The 23,149-nt window shown below is 62.6% G+C and carries 23 protein-coding genes, 1 other RNA gene and 1 riboswitch; of the genes, 17 read left to right on the top strand and 7 right to left on the bottom strand.

Features of this window, described 5'->3' with window-relative positions; translation table 11 throughout:
* Positions 1-7: 7 nt before the first annotated feature.
* A complete protein-coding gene (locus tag HMPREF2736_RS03645; RefSeq protein ID WP_083322970.1) occupies positions 8-1,744 on the top strand; it encodes a BCCT family transporter in 1,737 nt (578 codons plus the stop codon).
* A gap of 20 nt (positions 1,745-1,764) precedes the next feature.
* Here HMPREF2736_RS03645 and HMPREF2736_RS03640 read toward each other — a convergent pair whose 3' ends face one another.
* The 3 genes from HMPREF2736_RS03640 to HMPREF2736_RS03630 all read right to left on the bottom strand — a co-directional run bounded on the left by HMPREF2736_RS03640 (position 1,765) and on the right by HMPREF2736_RS03630 (position 4,755).
* Complete coding sequence (locus HMPREF2736_RS03640) at positions 1,765-2,199, bottom strand: GNAT family N-acetyltransferase (protein WP_070452088.1); 435 nt, start codon at positions 2,197-2,199, stop codon at positions 1,765-1,767.
* Complete coding sequence (locus HMPREF2736_RS03635; protein WP_246822046.1) at positions 2,174-3,367, bottom strand: DUF418 domain-containing protein; 1,194 nt, start codon at positions 3,365-3,367, stop codon at positions 2,174-2,176. Before HMPREF2736_RS03635 ends, HMPREF2736_RS03640 begins: the two co-directional genes overlap by 26 nt.
* A gap of 173 nt (positions 3,368-3,540) precedes the next feature.
* On the bottom strand, positions 3,541-4,755 hold the full coding sequence (locus HMPREF2736_RS03630; RefSeq protein WP_070828913.1) for an amidohydrolase: 1,215 nt from the start codon (positions 4,753-4,755) through the stop codon (positions 3,541-3,543).
* 132 nt (positions 4,756-4,887) lie between these two features.
* Between HMPREF2736_RS03630 and HMPREF2736_RS03625 the strand changes: the two genes are divergently transcribed.
* Entirely contained in the window at positions 4,888-5,763 is an 876-nt protein-coding gene (locus tag HMPREF2736_RS03625) for a chymotrypsin family serine protease (RefSeq protein WP_246818876.1), read from the top strand.
* A 35-nt stretch (positions 5,764-5,798) separates the two neighbouring features.
* Here HMPREF2736_RS03625 and HMPREF2736_RS03620 read toward each other — a convergent pair whose 3' ends face one another.
* The gene (locus HMPREF2736_RS03620) at positions 5,799-7,424 is read right to left on the bottom strand and encodes a cytochrome c biogenesis protein CcdA (protein WP_070828912.1); all 1,626 of its coding nucleotides are present in this window, start codon (positions 7,422-7,424) and stop codon (positions 5,799-5,801) included.
* 159 nt (positions 7,425-7,583) lie between these two features.
* Between HMPREF2736_RS03620 and HMPREF2736_RS12365 the strand changes: the two genes are divergently transcribed.
* The 3 genes from HMPREF2736_RS12365 to HMPREF2736_RS03610 are packed head-to-tail and all read left to right on the top strand — an operon-like array spanning position 7,584 to position 8,929.
* Positions 7,584-7,751 carry a hypothetical protein gene (locus HMPREF2736_RS12365; RefSeq protein WP_167594500.1) on the top strand — a complete coding sequence of 56 codons (168 nt, stop codon included), beginning with the start codon at positions 7,584-7,586 and terminating at the stop codon, positions 7,749-7,751.
* 30 nt (positions 7,752-7,781) lie between these two features.
* Complete coding sequence (locus tag HMPREF2736_RS03615; protein WP_070828933.1) at positions 7,782-8,330, top strand: sigma-70 family RNA polymerase sigma factor; 549 nt, start codon at positions 7,782-7,784, stop codon at positions 8,328-8,330.
* Entirely contained in the window at positions 8,330-8,929 is a 600-nt protein-coding gene (locus tag HMPREF2736_RS03610) for an anti-sigma factor (protein ID WP_070828911.1), read from the top strand. Before HMPREF2736_RS03615 ends, HMPREF2736_RS03610 begins: the two co-directional genes overlap by 1 nt.
* Before the next feature lie 148 nt (positions 8,930-9,077).
* Here the strand turns inward: HMPREF2736_RS03610 and HMPREF2736_RS03605 are convergent, their stop codons facing one another.
* Positions 9,078-9,872, bottom strand: coding sequence for an inositol monophosphatase family protein (locus HMPREF2736_RS03605; RefSeq protein ID WP_224212971.1), 795 nt, complete (start codon positions 9,870-9,872; stop codon positions 9,078-9,080).
* A 7-nt stretch (positions 9,873-9,879) separates the two neighbouring features.
* Positions 9,880-11,712 carry a phosphomethylpyrimidine synthase ThiC gene (thiC, locus tag HMPREF2736_RS03600; RefSeq protein WP_070828931.1) on the bottom strand — a complete coding sequence of 611 codons (1,833 nt, stop codon included), beginning with the start codon at positions 11,710-11,712 and terminating at the stop codon, positions 9,880-9,882.
* Positions 11,710-11,821: riboswitch (TPP riboswitch) on the bottom strand. Its footprint overlaps the gene before it by 3 nt.
* A 57-nt stretch (positions 11,822-11,878) precedes the next feature.
* Here thiC and prfB point away from each other — a divergent pair.
* The 6 genes from prfB (at position 11,879) to ssrA (ending at position 16,415) form a co-directional block, all read left to right on the top strand.
* Positions 11,879-12,988 (top strand): peptide chain release factor 2, encoded by a 1,110-nt coding sequence (prfB, locus tag HMPREF2736_RS03595; RefSeq protein WP_070483074.1) that lies wholly within the window; start codon positions 11,879-11,881, stop codon positions 12,986-12,988.
* A gap of 17 nt (positions 12,989-13,005) precedes the next feature.
* Positions 13,006-13,698, top strand: coding sequence for a cell division ATP-binding protein FtsE (gene ftsE / locus HMPREF2736_RS03590; RefSeq protein WP_070422548.1), 693 nt, complete (start codon positions 13,006-13,008; stop codon positions 13,696-13,698).
* Positions 13,699-13,700: 2 nt separating this feature from the next.
* Positions 13,701-14,603 (top strand): permease-like cell division protein FtsX, encoded by a 903-nt coding sequence (gene ftsX, locus HMPREF2736_RS03585; protein WP_070614450.1) that lies wholly within the window; start codon positions 13,701-13,703, stop codon positions 14,601-14,603.
* A gap of 15 nt (positions 14,604-14,618) precedes the next feature.
* Positions 14,619-15,116: an SsrA-binding protein SmpB gene (gene smpB / locus HMPREF2736_RS03580; RefSeq protein WP_070452075.1), complete on the top strand. Its 498-nt coding sequence runs from the start codon at positions 14,619-14,621 to the stop codon at positions 15,114-15,116.
* 23 nt (positions 15,117-15,139) lie between these two features.
* Positions 15,140-15,790, top strand: coding sequence for an SDR family oxidoreductase (locus HMPREF2736_RS03575; RefSeq protein ID WP_070828910.1), 651 nt, complete (start codon positions 15,140-15,142; stop codon positions 15,788-15,790).
* Between the two features lie 235 nt (positions 15,791-16,025).
* Positions 16,026-16,415, top strand: a transfer-messenger RNA (tmRNA) gene (ssrA, locus tag HMPREF2736_RS03570).
* A gap of 229 nt (positions 16,416-16,644) precedes the next feature.
* Here the strand turns inward: ssrA and HMPREF2736_RS03565 are convergent.
* Positions 16,645-17,712, bottom strand: coding sequence for an LLM class flavin-dependent oxidoreductase (locus HMPREF2736_RS03565; protein ID WP_070828909.1), 1,068 nt, complete (start codon positions 17,710-17,712; stop codon positions 16,645-16,647).
* Positions 17,713-17,867: 155 nt separating this feature from the next.
* On the opposite strand from HMPREF2736_RS03565, the gene HMPREF2736_RS03560 reads away from it, so the two are divergent.
* The 6 genes from HMPREF2736_RS03560 (at position 17,868) to HMPREF2736_RS03535 (ending at position 22,979) form a co-directional block, all read left to right on the top strand.
* Entirely contained in the window at positions 17,868-18,422 is a 555-nt protein-coding gene (locus HMPREF2736_RS03560; RefSeq protein WP_168167617.1) for an META domain-containing protein, read from the top strand.
* A gap of 52 nt (positions 18,423-18,474) precedes the next feature.
* On the top strand, positions 18,475-19,032 hold the full coding sequence (locus HMPREF2736_RS03555) for an META domain-containing protein (RefSeq protein WP_168167616.1): 558 nt from the start codon (positions 18,475-18,477) through the stop codon (positions 19,030-19,032).
* A 186-nt stretch (positions 19,033-19,218) separates the two neighbouring features.
* Positions 19,219-20,247 (top strand): siderophore ABC transporter substrate-binding protein, encoded by a 1,029-nt coding sequence (locus HMPREF2736_RS03550; protein ID WP_070828906.1) that lies wholly within the window; start codon positions 19,219-19,221, stop codon positions 20,245-20,247.
* An 8-nt stretch (positions 20,248-20,255) separates the two neighbouring features.
* A complete protein-coding gene (locus HMPREF2736_RS03545; protein WP_070828905.1) occupies positions 20,256-21,233 on the top strand; it encodes an ABC transporter permease in 978 nt (325 codons plus the stop codon).
* Entirely contained in the window at positions 21,226-22,227 is a 1,002-nt protein-coding gene (locus HMPREF2736_RS03540) for an iron chelate uptake ABC transporter family permease subunit (protein WP_070828904.1), read from the top strand. The genes HMPREF2736_RS03545 and HMPREF2736_RS03540 overlap by 8 nt, the downstream gene beginning before the upstream one ends.
* Positions 22,224-22,979, top strand: coding sequence for an iron ABC transporter ATP-binding protein (locus tag HMPREF2736_RS03535; RefSeq protein WP_070483094.1), 756 nt, complete (start codon positions 22,224-22,226; stop codon positions 22,977-22,979). Before HMPREF2736_RS03540 ends, HMPREF2736_RS03535 begins: the two co-directional genes overlap by 4 nt.
* Positions 22,980-23,149: the final 170 nt, after the last annotated feature.

Below are 23,149 nucleotides of genomic sequence, written 5' to 3'. Positions count from 1 at the left end.
ACCCCTTATGGCGCGCACACGCCGTCTCCACTCAGACCCCTTGATTTTCTTCTCCGCCTTGGGGTTCATTCTCATCTTCGTTGCGGGCACCATCGCGTTCGGCGACACCGCCCGCGAGTCTTACGCTGCCGTCTCCGGCTGGCTGATGGACCACTTCACGTGGCTCTACGTCGGCGGCATCTCTGCCACGCTGGTCTTTTTGATCTGTGTGTTCGTCTCCCGCTACGGCAACCTGCGGCTTGGCGACGACGACGATGAACCCGAATACTCATACCCCGTCTGGTTCGGCATGCTCTTTGCCGCCGGCATGGGCGCAACGCTGCTGTTCTGGGGTGCTGCCGAGCCGCTGAACCACGCCTTCAACCCGCCACGTGGCGGCTACGAATCCATGAGCCGCGACGCGATCATCCAGGCGTTCGAGTTCACCTACTACCACTTCGGCATCCACATGTGGGTGATTTTCACCTTGCCTGGTCTGGCGGTGGGGTACTTCGTCTATAAGCGCAAAATGCCCGCGCGAATGTCCTCCATGTTCGCGCCACTGCTCGGTCGCCGCGTGTACGAAGCGCCCGGCAAACTTCTCGACGCCCTGGGCATCATCGGCACCGTCTTCGGACTCGCCGTCTCCGTCGGCCTGGGCGTACTGCAGATTTCCGCCGGCATGAACATCCTCTGGGACGTGCCCCTGGTCACCCCGGTGCAGATCGCGATCATCTGCGGCATCACCATCGCCGCCTCCATCTCCGTGGCAACCGGCCTGGACAAGGGCGTGAAGATCCTGTCCAACCTGAATATCGCCGGCACCATCGCCCTGATGCTCTTCGTGCTGCTCACCGGCCCCACCCTGAAACTGCTCGGCCAGATCACCGAATCCTTCGGCATCTACGCCCAATCCCTGCCCGAGCTGATGTTCTGGGTCGACTCCTACAACGACAACCCCGGCTGGCACGCCACCTGGACCGCCTTCTACTGGGCATGGACCATCTGCTGGTCGCCATTCGTGGGCATGTTCTTCGCCCGCATCTCCCGCGGCCGCACCGTCCGCGAATTCATCGGCGGCACCCTGCTGCTGCCCACCGCGTTCGACCTGATCTGGTTCTCTATCTTCGGCCGCGCCGCCATCGACATGGAAGAACACAACCCCGGCGTGCTCACCAAACCCGTGGTGGAAGACGGCGACACCCCACAGGCACTGTTTAGCCTGCTTGCGGACTACCCGCTGTACACCATCACCGGCACCGTCGCCCTGATCGTGATCGTGTTCTACTTCGTCACATCCATGGACTCCGCCGCCCTGGTGATGGACATGTTCGCCTCCGGTGAGGAAAACAAGTCCCCCACCTACTACCGCGTCGGCTGGGTGGTCGCCGTCGGCCTGGTCACCGGCGCGCTGCTGTTTATCAACGACTCCGGCATCAACGCCCTCCAACAAGTCGTGATCATCATCGCCCTGCCGTTCTTCTTCATGTACTTCGTCATGATGTACTCCCTGATCAAGGCCATGAGCGACGACTCCGCCGCCGCCCGTAAGACCCGCTCCCGCACCTGGGAGAAGACCGACACCGCCGAGAAACTCGAAGAAGGCGAAAACAAACCCGCGCCGGGCTACGACGCGCAAGGCAACGAGGTGGAGCGTCCCGAACTCGAATACGACGCCGAGGACGACTCCTGGAAGTTCCCCGAAGGCTTCAAACTCGAGCGCGGCGAGCGCGACACCATTGTCGACGAACGCCGCCAGGACTAGCGCTTGAACTAGCGCCAGGCCTAGCGCTTGATTCGCATCTTGCGGTGGGGAACTCCGGTATCCAGGAATTCCTCACCCTCGGCCACGAGCCCGAACTGCTCGTAGTAGCCGACAAGGCCGGCCTGCGCCTCGATGACCAAATCCCCGGGGAAGCGCTCCGTGTACTCGATACCCGCGCGCACGATCTCCGGGCCGAGGCCAGAGCCGCGGTGGTCGGGATGGACCACGAAACGCCCAAAGCGCGATCCCGTCTCGGTGGGGAAGACGCGGGCGCAGCCGGCGAGGGTGTCGTCGTCAAGCAAAGCAAGAATGTGCTTCGTCTCGGGGTTAGCGTCCTGATCATCGATCTCCGCGTACGGGCACTGCTGCTCCGCCACGAACGTATCCACCCGCAACTTGTACAACTGATGGACCTGACGCGGCGTCATCTCATCCAGCGATAGAAACCTGATCATGCTTCGGCTCAATCCTTCCTGTCTTGCCATACGAGAGGTGGCGGTGAGCCCACTCAAACGGACCCTGCTTGTCCGCGCGCTCCAGCAGCACCGCGAGCGCAATCGTGATCGCCCACACTAGCAAGCCAATGCCCAGCTTGCCGGTCACCGTGGTGTCCAGGCCGATGCCCAGAAACGCCGGGGTGCACAGCAGCACGAACAGCACCGACTGTGCCAGATACCCCGACATGGAACGCTTACCCAACGCCACGAACGCCCGCGCCCATCCCGGCACGTTGTTGTTCAGCCTGTGCGTGGCCAGCGCGAGTGCCGCCAGGATGCCCGGGCCCGTGAGGTAGCCCAGCGCCTGGTTCAGGATGAACAGCGGCAGCTCCCACTGCGCCGGCAGCACACCCGCGGCCGCCAAGCCCCACGGCAAGCCGATGCCGACGATGATCACCGCGGCGATAACGGTCCAGGTGATAAGGGTTTTGCGGTGCGTGGTGACGTCGATAAGCACCCGCTCCCGCGCCCACACAAACCCGATAATCGCCAACGCCCACAACTGCAACGCCGCAACAGGCTGCATGGCCAACATGCCCAACGCCATCTGCAGGTTTGAGGAGAAATATGCCGCTGGCGTATCAAACGTGATCGTCGGATCCGGCTGTATGATCGCCTCCGAAGAATTGAAGAAAAACGCCGAGACGCCACCTAACACCCCGAACGTGGTGAACAAGCCCAGGATCGAATACGCCACAATGCGCAACGTCTTCGTCGACCACGACAACCCCCACGCCAACAAGATGCCCACCAGGCCATACGTGAGCATGATGTCGCCATAAAACAGGCCAAGCATGTGTGCCAAACCAAACAACGCGAGCATTGCGTATCGACGAACCAACACCCGTCGGGCATCCCTCAACGGATAGTGCTTGCGGTACAAACTCGCCGCCACCAGCCCGAAGCCGAACCCCAACAGGGTGGAGAACATCGGCAGCCCACGCACGTGGATAAACATCGCCGCAAACACGGCACTGACCTGGTCGATGATGCTGTCCGGGCGCACGCCACCCACCGACCAGCCCGCACGCGACTGATCCTCCGACCAATCATTCGTGATCCACGTCTGCGCGACATTCGCCATCGCAATGCCAAGCAGCGCGGTGCCGCGAGCCAAGTCAGGCACGATCAGGCGCTGCTTTTGGGTTTGCGCCGGTTGCTGAGGCTGCGCGGGTTGCTGAGGCTGCGCGGGTTGCTGAGGTTGCGCGGGTTGCTGAGGTTGCGCGGGTTGCTGGTTCGGGTGCGGTGCCGCATGCGAATTCATGCGGCTCAACCTACACGGCTACCGCGACATGTTCGCTACGGCATCAGCCACGGCGACACCGCCGCCAAGATCGTGCGGGTCGAATGATCCAGCACCGGGTCCAGATCCGGAGCGAACAGCGGCGAGTGGTTCGCCGGAGCGCCCTCCATTTCCTTCTTACTGCCCACCGCCCAGTAGAAGTAGGGCACGCCCCAGGCTTCCGCGATGGTGGGGAAGTCCTCCGAACCCGAAAGCCGGCCGAAGTTGCCCGCGCGCTTACCGAACTGCTCGCGGAACACCGCCATGACCTTCTCCGTCGGCTCCTCGTGGTTGCTAAACACCGGCGCGCCGCCGATGACCTCGAAGGTGGGCTCCCGGTCACAACCCGCAATGGCGCATTCTCCTTGGACGATGCGCTTGATGTCGCCGTTAAGCTTGTCCGAAATCTCCTGCGTAAACGCGCGCGTGGACACCTTGAGCTCCACCGAATCCGGGATCGTGTTCGGCGAATCGCCGCCGTGGACCGCGCCGACCGTGACCACGCCCATCTCCTGCGGATCGATGTTTCGCGAGATGATCGTCTGCAGGCTCATGATCACCTTCGCCGCAAGCACCACCGGGTCGATGCCATGCTGCGGCATCGAGCCGTGCGAGCCGCGGCCGAAAATCGTGATCTTGGTCTGCACGCACGTGGAAAACACCGGGCCGGACAGCGCGCCGACGCCGTAATCGTCGATCCACGGGCCGACATGCTGGCCCAACACCACATCCGGCTTCACGATCTTCTCCGCCAAACCCGCCTGCGCCATATCCACCGCGCCCGCGCCGGTTTCCTCACCCGGCTGGAACAGTGCGATAAACGTGCCCGACCACAGGTCCTTGTGCTGCGCCAACGCCTCCGCCGCACCCAGCAGGGCAGTCGTGTGCATGTCGTGGCCGCACGCATGCATCCGGTTCAGCGCCGGGTCCGCCGAGTATTCCAGGCCGGTCGCCTCGCTGATCGGCAGGGCATCGAAATCCGCGCGGAAGCAAACCACCGGACCCTCGCCGTTTTCCAGCACGCCGACCTTGCCCGTCTTGCCCACCGCGGTGACGGTGTAACCGATCGCGGTGAGTACCTCCTCAATGCGTTGCGAGGTAGCAAACTCCTGCATCGACAACTCCGGGTTCCGGTGGAACCACTTGTAAAGGTCTTCGCGCTTGTCGCGTGTCTTGTCGATCGTGTCCTCGAAACCAGCGAGGCGTCCAGTGAGTTTCGGTAAGTCAGCCATGGGCCTACCTTACGTGCCCGAAAGCACCCCCGGGTGGGTCTTCGTATGGTTGAATGGTGCCAATGTTGCCCAAGTGATTACTGTGGCAAAAGTTGTCTTCACGCGCCTTCGAAACACTGATAGGGGATAAGTATGCGCCGCCTCCCATCGGCCCGCACCATTGTCGCTGCCGCCGTCTCCGCCCTCGCGCTCGTCGTCACGCCTGCTCTTAGCGCAGACGCCGCGCCCGCGATGGCACAAAACGCAGCGCCCGTCGACACCGCCGACCCCAACTACATCTGGCGCACCGACATCATCTCCAAAGCCCTCGCCGGCAAACCCGGCGCCGACCGCGTCCTCCACCGCGTCCCCGGATCCTTCCACGACGCCCCCCGCGTCCCCGCCGAAGCCGACCAAGCCCGCGCACGCGGCAACGCCCTCTACGGACCCGGCACCCCGCTCTACGTCGGCAACACCCCCGGCTCCGAATTCATGTGCACCACCACCGTCGCCGGCTACAACGACCGCGGCCAAAAAGTCGCCCTCACCGCCGGCCACTGCGGCAACGTTGGCGACAAGGTCAAATCCGCCGACGCACCCCAACTCGGCACCACGGGCACAATCACGCAGGTAGACAAACAAAAAGACTTCGCCGTGATCACCCTGGACAAAAACACCGAAGTCACCCGCACCTACGACGGCATCACCGCCAACCACGTCGGCGGCGCCCCCGTCCGCCCCGGCGGCACCGTGTGCAAGAAAGGCGTCGCCTCCGGCTACACCTGCGCACCCACCTTCACCGACTGGGACACCCACAACGTCAACCACGTCTGCGCCATGCAAGGCGACTCCGGCGCCCCACTCATGGTCGGCGACCGCGTCATCGCCATGGTCAACGGCGGCACCTGGCGCGCACCTTTCGACATCGCGTGCCACAGCCCGCTGCAAGGCCCGATCCACGCGCCGACCGCCTCCGCGCGCCTGGACTCGGTCCTGCCGTCCGTGAATGGTGGGTTCCGCCTCCCGTAGGGGGCGGGGTCGCGCAGGGGAGGCGCGGGCGACGGCTACCCAAAGGTCAGCGAATACAGCTTCACGCCCGCCGAAGGCCGGATGCGCAACACCCCGTCCAGAGGTGTGGCACCTTTCACGAGGTCCAAGGTGCCATCGGCGACGTCAAAGGTCCGGGCGGAGCCGTCCGGGTACTCCACATCGACTTTGCCCTTGCCCGACACCACCAGCTGCACCCACGCGGCATAGACGTTGATGTCCATGTGTCCACCGTCCGTTTCGACGGATTCCGGCCCCAGCGTCCACTTCCCGGACAGCGCGTACATGTAGCGCTCCGGCGCGGGCTGCTCGCTGAAGTCGTGCGGGCCGTCGGAGTAGCCCGGCTGCGACGTGTACTTCGCGCGAGCCGTACCCAGGTAGGTTTCTGGGTTACGGTCCTTGGTGCCAGACTCATTACTCTGCTTTTCGATGACCTCCGGCAGCACCACTCCTGGATTCTTTTCTCGCAGCAATTCCCGAATGAGCTGCTCGGTCTCAGCGTATGAGCCTTCGCCTTCCACGATCTGGCGGACGTTGCCGTTTTGATCAATGAGGTATCGCGCCGGCCAATAGCGGTTGTTGAAGTTCTTCCAGGTGGCAAACGAATTGTCCTGAGCCACGGGGTAGTGGATGCCTTCCTTTTCTACGGCGGCCCTCACGTTGCCTAGGTCATGTTCGAAGCCGTACTCGGGGGAGTGGATCCCGACGACGGTGAGGCCGGCATCGCGGTAGGCGTCGTAAAGCTTGGTGATGTGCTCGCCCGCCCGCTGACAGTTAATGCAGGCGTAGGCCCAAAAGTCGACGAGCATTACTCCGCCGTCCTGCGGGCTCGGCGGCCGGTCAGTGTTGATCCAGTTCTCCAGCCCTGCAAATTCGGGGGCCGGACCGCAGTCGTGGAGGGCGGTGGGGTCGGATCGTCGACAAGCATTGAGCTCGCCTGTGCCCAGCGCATTCGTAGCAAAGTCGGAGTTCTCAAAACGCTGCGACAAACCCGACGTCCAATTCGGCAACGCTCGCTGAATCGCCGCCGGCGCATCGAGCGCAAGCGCGAGCGTGAACACGAGCACGACCACACCAATCGCGCGCCGATGACGCTGGACCACATCAACCTTCTCACCGACTTTGTTGCCCGCGAGTGCGAAGACAAACAACGGCAGCGCGGACCCCAACGCGAAAGCCACAGTGAGCAGCACCGTATTCCACCCAATCTCACCCGTACTCCCCGCAACCGTCACCGCAGCAAGCACCGGACCAGCACACGGAACGTACACCGCGCCGAGCGCCAACCCGATAACAAAACCACCCTTCTCCCGCGCATTCTGTTGAAGTTGGTAGGGGCGCGGGATCGCGTCGAAAGGCTTCTGCACAACGTCTCCCACCTTCGGGAAAATCATGCCCAAACCAACGAGACACAACAGAACAATCCCCGTCCACCGCAACACCGACGGCGGCAAATGCAGCGCGTTCAGCAACAGCGAACCCAACAGCGCAATCACCGCAAAACTAATGGTCAAACCAGCAACTACATGCGACGGCTTACGGCCAACACTGACACCGAGCACCACCGGCAGCACCGGCAAAATACACGGCGACAGCGCCGTGATCACCCCTCCAATGAACCCCACAAGAACAACACTGAGCATCGATCTCTCCTTACGTTGTCACCTCATTCCTGACACCCAGAACTACGGAGCGACCTACTTTTTCGGATTGCTCCAATCCGCTGCCATAGGGCGCTCCGTAGTAGTTCATGACGGGCCAGAAACCTGCGCCCGCGACACCGACACAACGAAGGAGACACCATGTCTATCAACCGCACCATCGCCGCCGTCAGTGCTATTGCGATCACCGCAGTTGGGCTTGTCGCCTGCAACGACTCTGAAGACAAGATGGATAACAAGATGGACGGCTCCATGACGCCGTCGTCCGCGATGATGAGCGAAGAGAAGATGACGGAAGAGTCTAAGTAACTCGTGCCGCAGGTGTTAGATTTGGAACCTGTGGATCTGGACAGTCTGTTAGACGGCGTGCGAGCGGGTGACAAGGCCGCTTTCGCCGATCTTTACGATGCCCTAGCGTCCCAGGTTCTTGGTCTCGCCACACACATTTTGCGCGACCGAGCCCAGGCGGAAGAGATCACCCAAGAGGTGTTCGTGGAGGTATGGCAGAAAGCCCACACATTCGACCCAGCCCGGGGAAGTGTGAAGTCGTGGGTGCTTCGTCTTACCAAATCGCGTTCTATCGACCGGCTGCGGAGTTGGCGTAGTGCGCAGGCTCGTGACATAGAGGACTTCCATAAGCAGCTCACCACCTGGGTTGTTCCCGCGGAGGACGAAGCGCAACACAGACTAGAATCGCAGGAACTTCAGGAACTCATTGATTCGATCGGGGAACCCCACCGCAGTGCGCTCATGTTGGCATACTTCGGGGAGTACACCCACCAGGAAATCGCCGATGCGACAGGTGTTGCGCTCGGCACTGCTAAGACGCGTGTGCGCGATGGCCTGCAGAAGTTGCGCAAGGCCGTGACATTGAAAGGAGGCCTGTGATGGATAAGGATTTCGAGGACCTTTTCAATTCTGCGGCCTCGCCAGTCACGCCGCCGCCGGATCTCAAGAGCGCGATCATGGCGCGTATCGACGACACCGAGCAGGTCACCGACCTTTCTTCCGCCAGGAGAAATCGTTCGGGCCGACGTTTCGCCGCAGTAGCAGCAGCGGTGCTCCTTGTCGCCGGTTCTGGTGTCGTGATCACCCAGTACAACGGAAGCGCCCCGTCAGAAGCTCCCACTGAATCTGCGACGGCTCAGGGCATCAGTGAGATGCACGCCGTCATGGATGCCGACGATGCTCGCCAGGGGCAGGCAGATGCAATGGGTGCAACCCTAGATATCGTGCTCAGTTCTGACATGGGTAAGGGCGGCGCCATGGTCAACGGTCAACCCGCGCTTGCCGACGGCATGGGTGCCCAAGTCTGGGCCGTCATGGACGACGGGGCGATGGAATCCGCCGGCGTCATCGGTCAAGAACCCCACGACGACGTGTGGATGCCGTTGCCAGGCGGTACCGCCTCCATCCTCGTTACCGAGGAAGTTGCCGCCGGTGCAGAACAGCCCTCGGGCGCAGTGTTGGCGAACGTGAAGCTCTAACGGCGTCCCTCGCCCTGTTCCGGCCTCTTTCCGGCCTAGTCCAGACGGCTCTCCAGCGGAAGTCGTTAGTACGGGGTTGGGAGCGTACTAACGACTTCCCGGTAATGACTTTTAGGGAAGGGGCGGGGTGGGGACACAGCGAAGACCGCTAGCCGCGGAGACGGGCGGCGACCTCGTCGACCACCTGGGGGTTGCCCGCCACGCACCAGGTCACGCCGCCGGCGTCGACCTTGACGCAGCGACCACCGACGGCCTCGACGAGCGCCTTGCCGGGCAGCCAGTCCCAGTCGGGGACGGAGTGCTGCATCCACGCACCCATCTGACCTGCGGCGATATTGGCAAGGTCGACGGAGCCGGCGCCGAGCATACGGATCGTGGCGGCGCCTGAAACCACGCGCAGCCAGGGCTCGCGAACGGCATCATCCGACATAAAGGTGGGGTGGAGGTAGGTCACCAGGGCGCTTTCGGCGAGCGGGGCGTCCTCGAGGTCGGGCAGGGCAACGCCGTTGCGGGTGGCCTCGCCGTCGGCGGCGACCCAGGTGGTGTCCAGTGCAGGGCGGTGGATGGCGGAGATGGTTGGGGTGGGGGACGGGGAGTCGTCGATAAGAGCGAGCGCCGAACAGAAGTAGTCGGAGCCTTGCGAGAAGTTGTAGGTGCCGTCGACGGGGTCGATCACCCAAGTGCGGCCGGTGCGGGAGGGGCGGTTGGCGCCCTCCTCGCCGATGACGCCGTCGTTGGGGCGAAGCGCCTCGAGCGCGCTGGCGACGAAACGCTCCGCGGCACGATCCGCCTCCGTGACCACGTCAGACACGGAGGTTTTGAACTCCGTGCCCAGGCCCTCGGCGCGCATGCGAAGGGCAAGGCCGCCGGCGTGTTGGACAAGCGCGGCGGCCAGTTCGGCGTCGGAGGAGGAACGGTGTGCGTTGATAAATGCTTCAGTCACGCCGCCATTATGGCGCAGTCGGCGCACCCTCGCGGGTCTCGGGGAGGTAGACGTTGGAGCCTAAGGCGCGGAACTCTTCGGCCATTTCGCGCTCGCCGGCCCTGGCGTCGGAACCTGCGACGGAACCAGCACCGCCAGCACCGCCAGCACCGCCCGAGAAGTCGAATGACGGCATGCCGAGGTCGGCGATTTGGTCGGCGAACTCGTCGCGAATGTCCTGGCTGATGCGCATCGAGCAGAACTTCGGGCCGCACATGGAGCAGAAGTGGGCGGTCTTCGCGGGCTCGGCGGGCAGGGTTTCGTCGTGGTATGCCTGCGCAGTGTCGGGGTCGAGGGAGAGGGCGAACTGGTCGTGCCAGCGGAACTCGAAGCGTGCCTTGCTCATGGCGTCGTCCCAGTCGCGCGCGCCCGGGTGACCCTTGGCTACGTCGGCGGCGTGGGCGGCGAGTTTGTAGGTGATCACGCCGGTCTTCACGTCGTCACGGTTGGGAAGTCCCAGGTGTTCCTTCGGGGTGACGTAGCAGAGCATGGCGGTGCCGCCGGCGGCGATGTTGGCGGCGCCGATGGCAGAGGTGATGTGGTCGTAGCCAGGGGCGATGTCGGTAACCAGGGGGCCGAGGGTGTAGAACGGCGCGCCGCCACACCACTGTTGTTCCTTCTCGTTGTTTACCTGGATCATGTTCAGGGGAACGTGGCCGGGGCCCTCGATCATGACCTGGACATCAAAGTCCCAGGCGCGGCGGCAGAGTTCGCCGATGGTTTTGAGTTCGGCGAATTGGGCGGCGTCGTTGGCGTCGGCGACGGATCCGGGGCGCAGGCCGTCGCCAAGCGAGAATGCGACGTCGTACTGGGAGAAGATCTCGCAGAGCTCGTCGAAGTTTTCGTACAGGAAGGATTCCTTGTGGTGGGCGAGGCACCAGCCGGCCATGATCGATCCGCCGCGGGAGACGATGCCGGTCACACGCTTGGAGGTCAGCGGCACGTAAGGCAGGCGCACGCCGGCGTGGACGGTCATGTAGTCCACGCCCTGCTCGCACTGTTCGATGACGGTGTCGCGGAAGATCTCCCAGGTCAGGTCCTCGGCGATGCCGTCAACTTTCTCTAGCGCCTGGTAGATGGGCACGGTGCCGATGGGCACGGGGGAGTTGCGCAGGATCCACTCGCGGGTGGCGTGGATGTCGTTGCCGGTGGATAAGTCCATGACGGTGTCGGCACCCCAGCGGGTGGCCCAGCGCAGTTTCTCTACCTCTTCGCGGATAGAGGAGGTTACGGCGGAGTTGCCAATGTTGGCGTTGATCTTGGTCAGGAACGCGTTGCCGATGATCATCGGCTCGCTTTCCGGGTGGTTGACGTTGTTCGGGATGATCGCGCGGCCGGCGGCAACCTCCGCGCGGACCTTCTCTACGTCGCAGTGTTCACGCAGCGCCACGAATTCCATCTCGCGGGTGATTTCGCCGCGCCGGGCGTAGGCCATCTGGGTGACACGCTTGTCCGGCTTGGCGCGCAACGGTTTGCGGGAGGCGCCACGCCACTCTTCGCTGGCGGAGCCGCGGCGGACGGCAGCGCGGCCGTCGTCAAGCAAATTGCGCTCGCGGCCGACGTATTCCTCCACGTCGCCGCGGGCGGTGATCCACTCGCCGCGCAGGTTGGGCAGGCCAACTTCCGGCTCGGCCCACGGTCCGCGAGTGCGGTAGATCTTGAACGGCTCGTTGGGGCCGGTGGGGGAATCGTCCAGGTGGATCGCGGTTTCCGGAACCTCCAGCCCGTCCTTCAGAATCGGCGCGTATGCGTGCTTGGGGTGGATTTCCTGGGCATAAATATCGGCATGCGTTTGTGGCACGACCTTCTCCTTACTTCCTTCGCTGGTGCTAACCAGACAGGTTCGAACGGTGCTCGCGCAGGCGTAGCGCGATCTCAGCCCGATGCCTCGGGCGCCCGTGTGGGGTCGCAGCACACTCTATCCCGTCGTGGAGGTTGTGTCAGGCAGTTCGCTAGACTTCCCGGTTATGCAGCCCGAGACTCAAGCGCGGATTAAGGATCTTTCGTCCACACTTTCCACCATCGAGAAGGTGATGGACCTCGACGTGCTCCGCGAGCGCGCCCGCGAACTCGAGGCCCAAGCCGGCGACCCGTCTCTGTGGGACGATCCGGCGCACGCACAGCAGGTGACCACCGAGTTGTCCAATGTGCAGGCGCGGTTGAAGAAGGTCACGTCGTTGCGCTCGCGTATCGACGACCTGCCGGTCATGTACGAACTCGCCGAAGAAGAAGGCGACCCCTCGATGGCCGACGACGAGTTGGCGGACGTGGCAGCGCAAATCGATTCGCTTGAGGTGCAGACCATGCTCTCCGGCGAATACGACGAGCGCGAGGCCGTGGTCAACATCCGCTCTGGCGCCGGTGGCGTGGACGCGGCGGACTGGGCGGAGATGCTCATGCGTATGTACGTGCGTTGGGCGGAAAAGGCTGGCCACAAGGTGGATGTGTACGACATCTCCTACGCCGAGGAGGCTGGCATTAAATCCGCCACCTTTGTTGTGCACGGCGATTACCTCTACGGCCAGTTGTCGGTGGAGCAGGGCGCGCACCGCCTGGTGCGTATCTCTCCGTTTGATAACCAGGGTCGTCGCCAGACTTCGTTCGCAGAGGTGGAGGTGCTGCCCGTCGTGGAGCACACCGACCACATCGACATCCCGGATTCCGACATCCGCGTGGACGTCTACCGTTCCTCTGGCCCGGGCGGGCAGAGCGTGAACACCACCGACTCCGCGGTGCGCATCACCCACATTCCGACTGGCATCGTGGTGACCTGTCAGAACGAGAAGTCCCAGATTCAGAACAAGGCCTCGGCGCTCAACGTGCTGCAGTCCAAGTTGCTGGAGAAGAAGCGCCAGGAAGAAAAGGCGGAGATGGACGCCCTCGGCGCGGGCGGCAACGCCAGCTGGGGCAACCAGATGCGCTCCTATGTCCTGCACCCGTACCAGATGGTCAAGGACCTGCGCACCGACTATGAGGTGGGGGATCCGCAGAAGGTGCTCGATGGAGACATCGACGGCTTCCTGGAGGCTGGCATCCGCTGGCGCATGGCACAGCAGCAACAAGAGTCACACCAGTAACGGGTAAGGTGTGTCGCGTGATCCGATTCGACCATGTGACCAAGACGTATCCGACGTCCACGCGCCCCGCGCTCAACGACGTCACCCTGGAGATCCCAGACGGCGAGTTTGTCTTCCTGATCGGCGCGTCCGGTTCCGGCAAATCGTCGTTTTTGCAGTTGATGATCCGCGAGGAAAACGTCACCTCCGGCGACATCTACTTCGGCGACTTCCACGTCAACGCACTGTCCGGCAAGCAGATCAACACACTGCGCCAATCCATCGGCTACGTGTTCCAGGACTTTCGCCTGCTGCCTAACCTCAACGTGTATGACAACGTGGCGTTCGCGCTCGAGGTGATCGGCAAGCCGAAGGACCGCATTGCCAAACTCGTGCCGGAGGCGCTCGAACTTGTCGGCCTTGGCGCGAAGGCGAATCGTATGCCGCGCGAGTTGTCAGGTGGTGAGCAGCAGCGTGTTGCGATTGCGCGTGCGTTCGTCGATAAGCCAAAGCTCATGCTTTGCGACGAGCCCACGGGCAACCTCGACCCAGGCACCGCCGACGAAATCATGGCCTTGCTTGCGCGCATCAACCGCATGGGCACCACCGTGATCATGTCCACACACAACGCGCGTGCGGTGGATGACATGCGCAAACGTGTCATCGAACTGCAGTTAGGCAAGGTCGTACGCGACGAACAAAACGGCGTCTACGGGGATGTGAGGAAGTAACCATGAATTGGAATTTCATCTTCCGCGAAGGCTTCAAAGGGCTCGGCCGCAACCTGACCATGACCATCGCACTGGTGATCACCACGGCGCTCTCGCTCGCGCTCGTCGGCACTGGCATTTTGATCTCGCAGGCCACGGCCGATACGAAGAAGCTCTACCTCGACCGCGTCGAAGTGATGGTGGAGTTGGACGAGGACATCTCCGCGGGCGACAAGGACTGCTCCACCGACGCCTGCAAACAGGTACGCGACACCCTGCAGGGCGACGACCGCGTCGAGCAAGTCACCTTCCGCTCCCGCGAGCAGTCCTACGAACGGTTCGTGGAACTGTTCCAGGACGCCGAGCCGGAACTCGTGCGCGAAACCACCCCGGATGCGTTGCCGGCCGCGCTGCACGTGCGCCTGGAGGACCCGACCGACACCGCGCCGCTTGACGCGATCCGTGAGCTGCCGCAGGTCACCGTCATTTCAGACCAAGCCGACACCGTGCGCTCCGCCGCCGGCACGCTGAACACGTTCCGCAACGCCGCCTTCGTCATCGCCGCCGCACAGGCGCTGGCCGCTGTGTTCCTGATCGCGAACATGGTGCAGTTGGCTGCGTTCAACCGCCGCGAACAGATCGGCATCATGCGCATGGTCGGCGCCTCGCGCTGGTACACCCAGGCCCCGTTCGTGCTCGAGGCCGTGATCTCCGTACTGCTCGGCGCGGTGCTGGCCACCTTCGGCGTGTGGGCCGGCAAGCAGTTCCTAGTGGACCCGCTGCTCGGCGACCTCTACGCATCCCAACTCATCGCCCGCGTCCCCGACTCTGCCGTGTGGGCCGTCATGCCACTGACCGGGCTCGTCGCCATGGTGCTCGGCGGCCTCGCAGCCCAGGTGGCACTTCGCTCCTACGTGCGGAAGTAGTACACTCGAGCGCCTATGTCCAAGAAGAACAAAAAGCAGAAGCTTTCCAACACCGGCGTCCTAGCGACCAACCGGAAAGCTCGCCATGACTACACCATCTTGGACACATGGGAATGCGGCATCGTCCTGCAAGGCACCGAGATCAAGGCGCTGCGCGAAGGCAAAGTGTCGCTGGTGGAGGCGTTTGCCACCATCGACAACGGTGAAGTCTGGCTGCGCAACATGCACATCCCCGAATACTCCAAGGGGCACTGGACCAACCACCCGCCGCGCCGCACCCGCAAACTGCTGCTGCACCGCCGCGAGATCGACTCGCTGGAAGGCAAAGTCCGCGACGGCAACCGCACCCTGATCCCGCTGTCGCTCTACCTCAAGGACGGCCGCGCCAAGGTCGAGTTGGGCCTCGGCCAAGGTAAGCAGGACTACGACAAGCGCCGTGCCATCAAGCGACGCACCGAAGACCGCGAAATCACCCGTGAACTGGGCCGCAAGCTGAAGGGCATCAAGGCGTAGCGTTTTCAGTACGGTGGGGGCCTATGAAAAAGGCACTGATTACTGGAGCGTCCCGCGGCATCGGTCGCGCGATCGCTGAAGAACTTGGCAAGGATCACCACATTTACGCGGGCGCGTCCCGGGACGCGTCGGGGGTTGTTTCGGCGCTGCCGAGTGCGGAGCCGTTTGAGGTGGACCTGACGGACACCGAAGCCATCTTGGAGGCGGCCTCCAAGATCGAGGACCTCGACGTCCTCGTGCTGGCCGCCGGCGTGATGGAAAACGGCTCTCTTTCGGAGCTCACGGACGCATCCTGGCGCAACATGATGGAAGTCAACCTGCACGCGCCCGTGACGCTTACCCGCGCGCTGCTTCCTGCTTTACGACGATCCAACGGCCTGATCATCACCATCAACTCCGGCGCCGGCTACCACGGCATCGCTAACAACTCCGCCTACTGCGCCTCCAAGTTCGCGCTGCGCGGCTTTACTGATTCGCTCGCCCAGGAGGAAGCCGGCAAGGTCCGTGTGACCTCGCTGCACCCGGGCCGCACCGACACCGACATGCTCTCCGGCGACGACGGCCTGCCCAAGATGGCCGCCACCGAAGTAGCCAAGGCAGCCCGCCTTGCTGTCGACGCCGGCCCCGACGCCGTCATCGAATTCCTCCGCGTCCGCCCAGCGTTCACGGAGTAGGTTGCCGGCTGGGGCAGGGCTTGCCGGCTGAGGCGGGTCTTGCCGGCTGAGGCGGGCTTGCGGGCTGAGGCGGGCTTGCGGGCTGAGGCGGTCTTGCGAGCGTTGCTCGGGCTCTGGCGTGCCCAGCCCCTTGTGCTCCGGCGCGCTCGGCCCTTGTGCTCCGGCGCGCTCGGCCCCTTGTGCTCCGGCGCCGCGTGGGGTAACGTTTCTTCTCCTACGTTTCTTCGTAGTTGAAGGGGTCGATTTGGTTTCGACTTCATCACTTAGCCAGGGGAAGCGTGCCGGTGCAGGCAGGAGACCACCGAAAGCGTCGCTGTAACTAATAAACGCAGAGAAGAACTCTCAGCGTGACTACGCCCTCGCTGCCTAATTAGAAAGGTTCAGCGACCTGCGTGTCCGTCAGGCCGGGGATGTCCCCGACCCGGTACCTGGCGTCGACTTAGGGGACTTGCCTTCCGGCCCTGTCAGTGGGGCCTCGGGAGGGACATTTTTCACTGACTGGGCCCGTCATTCGGACATGTTCGCCTGATCCGGAGGGCCGAGCAGAGATTCTGTGCGAACTGCGCACGGAGAAGCCCTGGTGCGGTGGTGAAGGACCCGGGTTCAATTCCCGGCGGCTCCACTGGAAAGAGACCCCCAGACCCTTACGGGCCTGGGGGTTTCTTTTTATTTGTCGGGGAACTTGCGCCCAGAGCGGCCTTCACTCTGCGGTGCTCATCGTCTAGTTCCTCGACATCGTCTAGCTCCCCGCGCGGGCAACCAGACGATCAGCTCCATACTGAAAACGGTCCCCAATATGACCTGGGGAAACGTCGAGACCCCTGCGAGACCGTCTAGCGGCACCCGAAGGGGAGCTAGACGATCTCGTAGCCGGTGACCGGGCCCTCCGTGTTCGGCTGCCAACCGAGTGCTGGGGCGACGTGGGTGGCAAAGTTCTCCAGGATCTTTACGTTTACGTCCACGCCCATGCCGGTCGGGATGGTGAGCAGAAGGGTGTCGGCGGCCATGACGGCAGGGTCGGCCTTGAGCTGCTCGATGAGCTTGTCCGGCTCGGCGGCGTAGGTGCGGCCGAAGGTGGAGGCGCCGACCTCGGGGAGCATGCCTACCTGGTCGGAGCCGGAGGCTTGCATGCTGAAGCGTGCCATGTCGGCGCCGTCGACGATGGGGAAGATGGAGCGGGACACGGACACGCGCGGGGTCCAGTCGTGGCCGGCTTCCTTCCAAGCTGCGCGGTAGCGGTTGATTTGGTCGACTTGGATCTCGCCAAGTGTCTGCGCGGTGGTCTCGGAGACCAGGGTGGAGGACATGAGGTTCAGGCCGTCTCGCGCGGTCTGCTCGGCAGACGCGTGGGTACCGGAGCCGTAGAAGATGTGCTTGCGCAGTTCAGGTGCCATGGGGAAGACCGGCAGGGCGGAGCCGGGCTGGAACATGTTGGGGTACTGGCGCTCGAGGGGCGCGGCGGTGGCGAAGCCGTGGCCGTCGACGGCGGCCATGAAGGTTTCGAGGTGGTTGCGGGCGACGTCGGCACCGTTCGGCGCTTCGCCCTTGTAGCCGAATGCTTCCCAGCCGCGCTCGGCGACCTCGGGGGCGCCGCGGGATACGCCAAGGGCGACGCGGCCGCCGGAGAGTTGATAGAGGGAGGCGGCTTCTTCGGCGAGGTAGAGCGGGTTTTCGTAGCGCATGTCGATCACGCCGGTGCCAACTTCGATGCGCTCGGTGGAGGCTGCAACTGCACCGAGCAGCGGCATCGGGGCGGAGGCTTGCGGGACGAAGTGGTGGACGCGGAAGGATGCGTTGTTGACGCCGATCTCGTCGGCAGCTTTGGCGATCTCGAGGTGGATTCTCGCTACCTTTTCTGCCGAGGGGCCGCGTTGGCCACCGATGGCGTAGTGCCCGAAGCTCAAGAAACCGAATGCTTTCATGGGGTCCTCCAGATCGTTTATGTGACATATCAACAAATATCATAGCCTGTGCCGAGCAGCGCAACCGAAAAACGGCCTCAACGTTGTATTGGAGGAGCTTAAAAGGTTTATTAAATCCCTTGGCGCGACCACAGCCCGGCGCTACGGTCGTGCGCATGATTTCAAAGACTGCGAAGACGTTGTCCGCTGCAACCGCCCTAGCCGCCCTCGCCGGCGGCTTCATTGGTGCTGGCACCGCGCACGCACAGGTAGCGCAGCTCTCGTCGGCCAACCCGAACCTGGACCAGTTGGTGCAGAAGGGTTGGGACACCTACACCGGCGCCGTGCTGGGCAATAAGGGAGGCATGTTGCTGAAGGATCTGCCGAAGGACGCCAAGCCACTGGCAGCAAAGGATGTAAAGGAAGCTCTCGCACAGCCGCTGCAGGCGAAGGAAGATGCCGCGATCACCCTGACGTTCACGCCGCAGGGCCGGCTCAATTACGACGACGGCTGCAACGTCGGCAACGTGACCTACAAGGTCAACGCTCGCGGTGGGGTGAAGGTGGGCGCGTTCGCTGAGACCCAGCGTCTTTGCGACCCAACCCGCATGAACAAGTCCGATGAACTGAAGTCGATCCTGCGAGCGGGTCCCGCTGTGTACAAACTTAACGACGACACCATCGCCCTTGGCGCCCAAGGCAAGATGATTGAGTTTCTTGGAGTTGCATAGGCATCCCATGAAACCCCTTGAACCCGCGAATCCGGCCGCTACCGTGTGGGGCATGGGTATCAAGACTCAGAAAACATTGTCCATTGCAACCGCGCTCGCGGCCCTGGCCGGCGGCACCCTTGGTGTCGGCACGGCTGGCGCGCAGGAGCGCTCGAGCAGCATTGACCAGTTTGTCCAGATGAGTTCCTCCCTGTTTTCTAACCCGGCGGGGCAGCAGCCCGCTGGCACTGGGCTGATGGTTCCGCTTGCGGAAGGCGCGACGCAGTTGCCTAACGACCAAGTCCAGCCCGCACTGGACACCACCTTGCGTGCCAAGAACAATGACAAGGTCACCGTTGATTTCCGCCCGGACGGCACGCTGACCTACAACGATGGCTGCAACGCGGGTAACTCCACCTACCAGGTGGATACGACCGGCGGGTTGCGCGTCGGTGACCTCAACGAGACTCGCATGGCGTGCCCTCCGGGTGCGGAGGTTGCCGCGAACGATCTAAAGACGATCCTGCGCGCCGGCCCGGCGGTGTTCCAGGTCGATCCGTCCACGCTTGCGCTGGCGGCGCAGGGGCAATCGATTGAGTTTGTGAAGTTGCCGGTGCGTGTCGTCGATTAGCAATCGCGACAGACTGCAAAGCTCCAGGTCATCCTGGGGCTTTTTGCTTTGCGACGACCCCACCTCGGCCATTTACAACACAGTTTTGTAGTCTAAATGGGCGGAAACCGGGGGTGCCGGTTGACTTTAAGTATGGCTGTCCTAATATGTCCCAGGTAACCCTTACCTAAGTCTGGAAGGACGACAATGATCCGTTTCCCGCGCACCGCGCTGATCGCCCTCGCAGCCGCAGGCTCGCTGACCCTCGGCGCTTGCTCCAACGCAGAGCAGGCCGCTGAGACCACCACCTCTGCAGCAGCCACCTCCGAGGCTGCCTCCTCCTCCGCCACCACCGATGGCAGCACCGTCAAGGTGACCGACAACTACGGCGAGAAGGAAGTGCCGGCAAACCCGCAGCGCGTCGTCGCTCTGGACAACCGCACCTTCGAGCTCCTGGACTCCTGGGGCGTTAAGCCGGTCGCAGCAGCGCGCGACCTCGTCCCGAACACCATTCCGGGTATCGCGGACGATGAGAGCATTGTCAACATCGGCAACCACAAGGAGCCGAACCTCGAGGCCATCGTGGCCGCTGACCCGGATGTGATCGTCTCTGGCCAGCGCTTCCGCAAGTACGACGAGGAAATTGAGAAGCTGGTTCCGAACGCTACGCTCGTCGAGTTCGAGCCGCGCGACGGCGAGCCGTTTGACCGCGAGCTCATCCGCCAGACCCTGGCACTTGGCGACATCTTTGGCAAGCAGACCGAGGCTGAGCAGACCGTCAAGGAGTTCACCGAGGCTGTCGAGCGCGCCCGCACCGCCTACAACCCGGACCAGACCGTCATGGCCGTGAACGTTTCCGGTGGCGAGATCGGCTACGTCGCACCGGGCGTCGGCCGCATGTGGGGCCCGCTGTTCGACCTGATCGGCTTCACTCCGGCGCTTCAGGTGGAGAACGCCTCTAACGACCACAAGGGTGATGACATCTCCGTCGAGGCAATCGCAGACGCGAACCCGTTCTGGATCTTCGCTCTCGACCGCGATGCAGCGATCAAGTCCGCCAAGGATTCCCCGGAGGCGCTGTCTGTGATCAACGACTCCGCTGCGCTGCAGAACGTCACCGCGGTGAAGGAAAACCACGTCTACGTGGCGCCGAAGGACACCTACACCAACGAGTCCATCCTCACCTACACCGAGATCCTGAATGATCTGGCAGACAAGTTCGAGGCTGCGAAGTAATTCCCTGAATGACACATCCAACTGCGACCACCACCCGCCCCAAGCTTCTCGATTGGAAGCTTGGGGTGGGTGTTGTCATTGTCGTTTTACTGCTGCTGACCTCGCTTGCGGTGGGGCAGTACGACATTTTGAATAGCGATGACGGCTGGGCCATGTTCCGTACGACCCGCGTCCCGCGCACCATCGCGTTGGTGTTGGCCGGCGCGGCGATGGCGATGAGTGGGTTGATCATGCAGATGCTCACCCAGAACCGCTTCGTCGAGCCGACCACCACCGGCACCACAGAATGGGCCGGTCTGGGCCTGCTCGCGTCGTTCGTGTTCTTTCCCAACGGCACGATCATGACGCGCATGCTGCTCGCCGTCGGTTTCGCTTTTGTGGGCACGATGGTGTTCTTTGCCTTTTTGCGCAAGGTCACGCTGCGCTCCAGCCTGATCGTGCCGATCGTCGGCATCATGCTCGGCGCCGTGGTCAGCGCAGTCTCTACTTATTGGGCGCTGCAGGCCGATCTGTTGCAATCGCTCGGCGTGTGGTTTGCCGGCTCGTTCACCAGTGTGATCGCCGGCCAGTACGAGGTGCTGTGGATCGTGCTGTTCGTGGTCATCGCCGTGTTCTTCTACGCCGACCGGCTCACCGTGGCCGGCCTCGGCGAAGACGTGGCCACCAACGTTGGTCTGAATTACAACCGGATCGTGCTCGTCGGCACCAGCCTGGTCGCAGTGGCCGCCGGTGTGGTCACGGTTGTCGTCGGCAATCTGCCATTTCTGGGGCTGATTGTGCCGAACATTGTGAGCATGATGCGTGGCGACGACCTCCGCTCCAACCTGCCATGGGTCTGCCTTACCGGCATTGGAGTGGTGACCATTTGCGATCTTCTGGGCCGCACCATCATCGCGCCGTTTGAAATGCCCGTGTCCGTCATCCTCGGCGTCATCGGCGCTGCGGTGTTTATCACCATGATTGTGAGGCGGAGCCGGAATGCGTGAGATCGGGGCGTTCCAGTCGTCGAAAAGCAAAAAGCGCTACTGGATGATTATTGCCGCGCTTGCGGTGGCCGCACTGCTATTTACCGCGGGGCTGCTCGCGTACGGCAACCCGATGGAGTTCGGGTCCACCGGCTACTGGCTGATCGCGCAACGTCGTATGAACGCGGTGATCGCGATGGCCATCGTGGCTGTATGCCAAGCGACAGCGACCGTGGCGTTTCAAACGGTGACAAACAACAGGATTCTCACCCCGTCCATCATGGGGTTCGAATCGCTCTACGTCGCCATCCACACCTCAACCGTGTATTTCCTCGGCGCAGCCGGGCTGATCAACGCACACACCCTGGAGATGTTTGTCTTCCAGCTCGTGCTCATGATCGGGCTCAGCCTGGTGCTCTACACATGGCTGCTCGCCGGCAACAATCCCGACATGCACGCCATGCTGCTGGTCGGCATTGTGCTCGGCGGGGGACTGGGCGCAGTATCCACGTTCATGCAACGCATGCTCACACCCAGCGAGTTCGACGTGCTCACCGCGCGTCTGTTTGGCTCCGTGAATAACGCCGACCCGGAGTACTACCCGTTGGCAATCCCGCTGGTCATCGTGGCGGCGGGACTACTGATCTTCAACTCGCGCGCGCTCAACGTCCTGTCTCTGGGCCGCGACGTGTCGATGAACCTTGGCGTAGACCATAAAAAGCACGCGATTTACACCCTCGTGCTGGTGGCCATCCTCATTGCGGTATCGACCGCGCTGGTCGGCCCGATGACCTTCCTCGGCTTCCTCGTGGCCACACTCGCGTACCAAGCCGCGGATACCTACGACCACCGCTACGTCTTCCCGATGGCGATGCTGCTCGGATACTGCATCCTGTCGGGTGCGTACTTTGTGATGAACCACATCTTCTACGCACAAGGCGTGGTCTCCATCATCATCGAACTGGTCGGTGGCCTGACCTTCCTAATCGTGATTTTGAGAAAGGGACGCCTGTGATTCAACTCAAAGAAGTCCGCAAGGCCTACAGCAGCAGTGTTGACATCGGACCGGTCACCCTGGACATCCCCGAAGGCGGCATCACCGCCCTCGTCGGCCCGAACGGTGCAGGTAAGTCGACCCTACTGACGATGATCGGCAGGCTCCTCGACCTCGATTCCGGTCACATCGAAGTTGCAGGCATGGACGTCACCTCGGCGCGCTCGAAGGACCTGGCCAAAGTCGTGTCCATCCTGCGTCAGGAAAACCACTTTGTGACCCGCCTGACCGTGCGCCAACTCGTCGGCTTCGGCCGCTTCCCGTACTCGGGTGGGCGCCTGACCCCCGAAGATGAAGAGATCGTCTCGCGCTACATCGACTTCCTCGGCCTGCGCGAGCTGGAGAATCGCTTCCTCGACCAGCTCTCCGGTGGTCAGCGTCAGCGCGCCTACGTTGCGATGGTGCTTAGCCAGGAAACGAACTATGTGCTTCTCGACGAGCCCCTGAACAACCTCGACATCTCCCACTCCGTAGAGATGATGAAGCACCTGCACTCCGCATCCCGCGAGTTTGGCCGAACCATCGTGATCGTTCTGCACGACATCAACTTCGCCGCACGCTACGCGGACTACATCTGCGCAGTAAAGGACGGGGAAGTTGCCGCCTTTGGTGCGGTTGACGAGATCATGCGCGACAGTCTGCTGAGCTCCATCTTCAATACTCCGGTGGAGGTTATTGAAGGTCCGCATGGACCTATTGCGTGTTATCACTAAAACCTACGCTGTACTGCGGATTTGTGTTGTTTGTGAGTTCGTGGTTATATCTTCATCCGTTGCTTCGAGCGGCCTTGAGGGGCTGGCGAGAGGGAACGAGTTAATTTCATGAGGTTGCTGTGCAAGGTAAACGGTTGTTGAACTTGGGTTTGACTTTGGTTTACGTTGTG

It is taken from the genome of Corynebacterium sp. HMSC036E10, from assembly GCF_001836265.1.
GTDB lineage: Bacteria > Actinomycetota > Actinomycetes > Mycobacteriales > Mycobacteriaceae > Corynebacterium > Corynebacterium coyleae.
Note: the sequence above shows the minus strand (reverse complement) of the source record. Positions and strands in the feature narration are given on the sequence as shown.